At 75.5% G+C, this 4996-nt stretch carries 4 protein-coding genes and 1 pseudogene; all 5 read left to right on the plus strand.

Going from position 1 to position 4996, the window contains the following annotated elements; genetic code table 11:
* The first annotated feature begins 105 nt into the window (after window positions 1–105).
* Window positions 106–471, plus strand: a complete 366-nt coding sequence (locus tag ACJOT3_RS32570; RefSeq protein ID WP_406976975.1) for a YraN family protein — start codon at window positions 106–108, stop codon at window positions 469–471.
* A 460-nt stretch (window positions 472–931) separates the two neighbouring features.
* The gene (locus tag ACJOT3_RS32575) at window positions 932–2455 is read left to right on the plus strand and encodes a YifB family Mg chelatase-like AAA ATPase (RefSeq protein ID WP_406976978.1); all 1524 of its coding nucleotides are present in this window, start codon (window positions 932–934) and stop codon (window positions 2453–2455) included.
* Between the two features lie 406 nt (window positions 2456–2861).
* Window positions 2862–3752, plus strand: a pseudogene (locus ACJOT3_RS32580) (DNA-processing protein DprA); the annotation flags it as partial.
* A gap of 176 nt (window positions 3753–3928) precedes the next feature.
* Window positions 3929–4615 (plus strand): HNH endonuclease, encoded by a 687-nt coding sequence (locus tag ACJOT3_RS32585; RefSeq protein ID WP_406976976.1) that lies wholly within the window; start codon window positions 3929–3931, stop codon window positions 4613–4615.
* Window positions 4616–4751: 136 nt separating this feature from the next.
* A partial coding sequence (locus ACJOT3_RS32590) for a hypothetical protein (RefSeq protein WP_406976977.1) occupies window positions 4752–4996 on the plus strand: 245 nt, incomplete at its 3' end.

The following is a 4996-nucleotide window of genomic DNA, read 5'->3' on the forward strand; positions in this document are numbered from 1 at the left end:
GCCGGGGGCGCCCGCCGCGCCCCCGAGCACGGTTATCCACAGAAAAAAATCGACCCTGGCGGGGCGCCGCCCGATCACCGACCGTGGTAATGGGAGGTGGTCGACGTGGACGTGTACGCCGCGTACCGCAGGGACCTGGGCGGTCTGGGAGAGGACCTGGCCGCCGCGTTCCTGGAACGATCCGGGATACGTGTGGTGGACCGCAACTGGCGGTGCCCCGCGGGGGAGATCGACATCGTGGCCCGGGACGGCCCCGTACTGGTCGTCGCCGAGGTCAAGACCCGCACCCGGCTGCGGCACGGGCACCCGGTGGAGGCCATCGGGTGGAGCAAGCGCAGACGGCTGCGCCGCCTGGGCCGGGCCTGGGCCCATGCCCGCCGGGTGCCCGGGCGCCCCCTGCGCATCGACGGCCTGGGCGTCCTGCTCACCGACGGCCGCGTGTACGTCTCCCACGAACGGGGCCTGTCATGACCCCCCGGCGGGCCCCGACCCGCCACGCACCCCCGCCGCGCCACGGCCGCACCGGGCCGCGCGCCCCGTGGAGGCCCCCGCCCTCCCCTAGCCGGGGCGGGTCCCCGCCGCGGCCGGTCCCCGGCCGTACGCCCTCTCACGGCCGAGAGGTCTCCGCGCCGCGGGCGGTCCCCGACGGCGTGCCGTCGCGCGGCCGATGGGTGTCCTGGCCGCGGTCCGGCTCCGGCGGCGCACCGCCGCGCGGTCGTCCCCCGAAGACTCGTGGCCGGGGCGGGCCCGCCGAACACGGACCGCACCGGCCCGCGCAGGGCGGTGCCCGGCCCGGTGACCCTCCGCCTTGCGGCCGTACCCCGCACGGACCGGCTCGGGCGGCGCCCCCCGGCGAACAGGGCGGGGCGGCCGGGTGTTCCGCGGGGGCGCGGGGCCGCGGCCCGGCGGTCCTCCCCGGGGAGGGGCGATGATCACGCTCGCTCGGACCCACTGCGTGGCGCTGCTGGGGGTGGAGGGGCACGTCGTCGAGATCGAGGTGCACCTGGGCGGCGGCGACCCCGGCGTCACCCTGGTGGGCCTGCCCGACGCGGCGCTGCGCGAGGCCCGCGACCGCATTCGCGCGGCCCTGGCCAACAGCGGCGAGGCCTGGCCCAGCGGCCAGATCACCATCAGCCTGTCCCCGGCCAGCCTGCCCAAGGCGGGGAGCCTGTTCGACCTCGCCATCGCCGCCGCCATCCTGGCGGCCGAGGGGGCGGTGCCGCCGGACCCGCTGGCGGGTTCGGTCCTCATCGCCGAACTCGGGCTGGACGGCCGGACCCGCCCGGTGCGCGGGGTGCTGCCCGCGGTCATCGCCGCCCGGGAGAGGGGGCACGACCGGTTCGTCGTCGCCCACGGCAACGCCGCCGAGGCGGCGCTGGTCCCCGACGTCGAGGTGGTCGCGGTCGACTCCCTGGAGGAGCTGTGCCGCTGGGCGCGGGACGGACTGCTCCCCGACGCGCGGCCGCCCGACCCGGTGCCGCAGCCGCGCCGCCCCGCCGACACCGAGCCGGACCTGGCCGACGTGCTGGGCCAGCCGGTGGCCCGGCGGGCGGTGGAGATCGCCGCGGCGGGCGGGCACAACCTGATGATGCTCGGCCCGCCCGGGACCGGCAAGAGCCTGCTGGCCGAGCGGCTGCCCACGGTGCTGCCCCGGCTGGACCCGGCGGCGGCGCTGGAGGCCACCGCCATCCACTCGGTCGCCGGACTGCTGCCCGCCGGGTCCCCGCTGGTCACGGTGCCGCCGTTCGCGGCGCCGCACCACACGTCCACGCGTTCGTCCATCATCGGCGGCGGCAGCGGGCACCCCGCCCCGGGCTGGGTGTCCAAGGCGCACCGCGGGGTGCTCTTCGTGGACGAGGCGCCGCAGTTCGGCCGCGGCGTGCTGGACTCGCTGCGCGAGCCGCTGGAGCGCGGCGAGGTGGTGCTGGCCCGCGCCTCCTCCACCGTCGCGTTCCCGGCCAGGTTCCAGCTGGTGATGGCGGCCAACCCCTGCCCCTGCGCCAAGCCGGGGGCCCTGTGCGACTGCCCGGCGGGGGAGCGGCGCCGGTACTTCTCCCGGATCTCCGGGCCGCTGCTGGACCGGATCGACCTCAAGGTCGAGCTGCCCCAGGTCGGCCGGGCCGAGCTGCTCGCCGACCGGGCCTTCGCCGAGTCCTCGGCGGTGGTGGGCGCCCGGGTGCTCGCGGCCCGGCAGCGGGCGGCCGCCCGCCTGGAGCAGACCCCGTGGACCACCAACGCCCAGGTGCCCGGCGCCCACCTGCGCCGCGACTTCCCGGTGGAGCCCGGCGCGCTGCGGATCCTCGGCGTGGCCATGGACCAGGGCCGGATCAGCGCCCGCGGGGTGGACCGCACCCTGCGCGTCGCCTGGACCCTGGCCGACCTGGCGGACCGCGACCGCCCCGGCGAGGAGGAGGTGGCCTATGCCTTCGCACTCTGGTCCGGCCGCGCCTGGTGACCCCGGGACGGGTGCCGGTCGCCGCCGTCCGCGTTCCCGTCCCGGTCCGCGTGCGGAGTTCGGTCCCCGACCGCGCCCGCGCGTGCGTTTCCGCTCGGGCGCGCGCCGCCGGTGGCCGTGGGCGGGTGAGGGGAGCGGCCCCGGGGCCTTTGAGACGCGTGGGTCTTTGCCGCGGCCGGTGTGCCCCTTCGCGTCCGGGCGCCGGTGGCCCCGGGCTGTGGCCCGGGCCCGGTCCGCGCTGGGGCGGCCGTGGCCGACCGGGCCGCCGGTATCGGGCCGTGGTCGGTAGGGCCGCCGGGCCGGGTGGTGCGGCGGAGAGCGGTCGGCGTCACGTGGTGCGGCGGCCGGGGTGCCGACCGGTGGGTTCGGCGGAGTGTGCGTGTCGGTGGTGCACCGGTGAGCGGTGATGGGGCCGTGGCCTGCGGTGGGTCGCGGTGGTGCCCGCGGGGCGGGCGAGGTGAGGAGGGATGCGGTGGACGAGGACGAGGTGCGGGCCCTGGCGGCGCTGACGACGGTGGCGCCGCCCGGGGACCCGTGGCTGGGGGCGGTGCTCGGCGGGCACGGGGCGGCGCGGGTGTGGGCGGACCTGGTGGCCGGGGCGCCGCCGCCGACCGTGCCCGAGGACGGGGAGGCCGTCGTGGACCGGGAGCGGGTGGCGCGGCGCTGGCGGAACTGGCACGCGCAGGCCGCCCGCGTGGACGTCGACGCGCTGCTGGCCGCCTCGGCGGCGGCCGGGGTCAGGTTCGTGGCGCCCGGGGACCCCGAGTGGCCCGGCCGCCTGGACGCGCTGGACGCGCCCGGCGGCCGCCGCTCCCACGGGCTGTGGGTGCGCGGCCGCGGCGACCTGCGCAACCTGTGCCTGCGCTCGGTGGCGATCGTCGGATCACGGGCGTCCACCTCCTACGGCGAGCACATCGCCGCCGAACTCGCCTACGACCTGGCCGAGCGCTCCGTCGTGGTGGTGTCCGGCGGGGCGTACGGCATCGACGGCGCCGCGCACCGGGCCGCCCACGCGGCGGGGTCCACCGTGGTCGTGCTCGCCTGCGGGCCGGACGTGGACTACCCGCGCGGGCACGCGGGGATGTTCACCGACATCGCCCGCACCGGGGTGCTGGTGAGCGAGCGCCCCGTCGGCCTCAAGCCCATGGCCAAGGACTTCCTGGTGCGCAACCGTCTCATCGCCGCGCTCACCCCCGGCACGGTGGTGGTGGAGGCCGGGCGGCGCAGCGGGGCGCTCAACACCGCCGCGCACGCCGCCGAACTGCACCGGGTGCTCATGGCCGTCCCGAGTCCTGTAGAAACACCACCCGCTCTGATTCCGGCTTTTGGCTCGCAGGGTGCCGTGCCGTTCGTGCTGGACGTGGCGTAACAGCCTGAAAAAGGCTTCTTACCTGGGGTTATGCGCGAGTTCGGCGCGTGGTCCGCTTTTTCCGGGGGCGCTGCTCGGCTCCCCCGGAAAAAGGAGGACTGCCGATGTTCAACCCCGCGAGCCTGCGCCGGATCAGGCTGGAGCGCGGCATGACGCAGCGCGACCTGTCCGAAGCGGTGTACGGGACGCGCGACAACAGGGCCACCGTCAGCGCGTACGAGCGCGGCGAGAAGGTGCCCCGGGTGGCCACCCTCGGGCGCTTCGCACGGGCGCTGGGCTGCTCGATGGACGATCTCACCGGACAAGAGCAGCCTGAGCCGGACCCGACGCTGCCGGGGGAGGAGTGGCGGCCGATCGCTGGGACTGACGGCGTGTACGAGGTGTCGAACCTTGGTCGGGTCCGGTCGTGGACCTCGGTCAGCCGGGGGCAGGTGATCAAGCCCCAGCCGCACCAAGACAGGTACCTGGCCTTCTGGACGGGGCCGAAGCTGCGGTTGCTTCATCGTGTCGTGCTGGAGACCTTCGTTGGTCCCCGCCCGGACGGCATGGTCTGTCGGCACCTGGACGGGGACCGTATGAACTGCCGACTGGACAACCTCAGGTGGGGCACGGCTGCCGAGAACATGCGCGACTCCATCGAGCACGGCACTCACGCCAACGCGCGCAAGACGCACTGCCCAGCCGGACATGAGTACACGCCCGAGAACACCCGGATAGACGGCCGTGGTCACCGGGCGTGCCGTGAGTGCGCGCGTCTGCGGAAGCGGAGGCGCAAGGTACAGGGCGCGTAGCAGCCCAGTAACGACACGGAGGGGTGTGCCGAGATGGCACACCCCTCCGCCGTGCGCGCATGTCGGGCCGTCTGGTCCGTAACCGGGACTACCCTGAAGCTCACCGGTACAGCTCCAGCGGCAGCAGGGGACCCCCATGGCGGTAACGACAGGCGCACCCGACGATGAGCCCGAAGACAAGGACCCGTTCTCTCAGTGGGAGAGCCTGTTCGAATGTAGTCAGTTCAAAGGGAAGCGCAAAAAGGTTGATCCCTTCAAGACCTGGCTTCTGGTGCACAACACTGTCCAGGGCGACATGTTCGTATCCGGAACCGCCAAACACGACAGGCGTCCGGCGGAGGACAAGGGCAAGGCGGACAACACGCTCGCCGCGCAGCGGGA

Source organism: Nocardiopsis protaetiae (assembly GCF_045446735.1).
GTDB classification, from domain to species: domain Bacteria; phylum Actinomycetota; class Actinomycetes; order Streptosporangiales; family Streptosporangiaceae; genus Nocardiopsis; species Nocardiopsis protaetiae.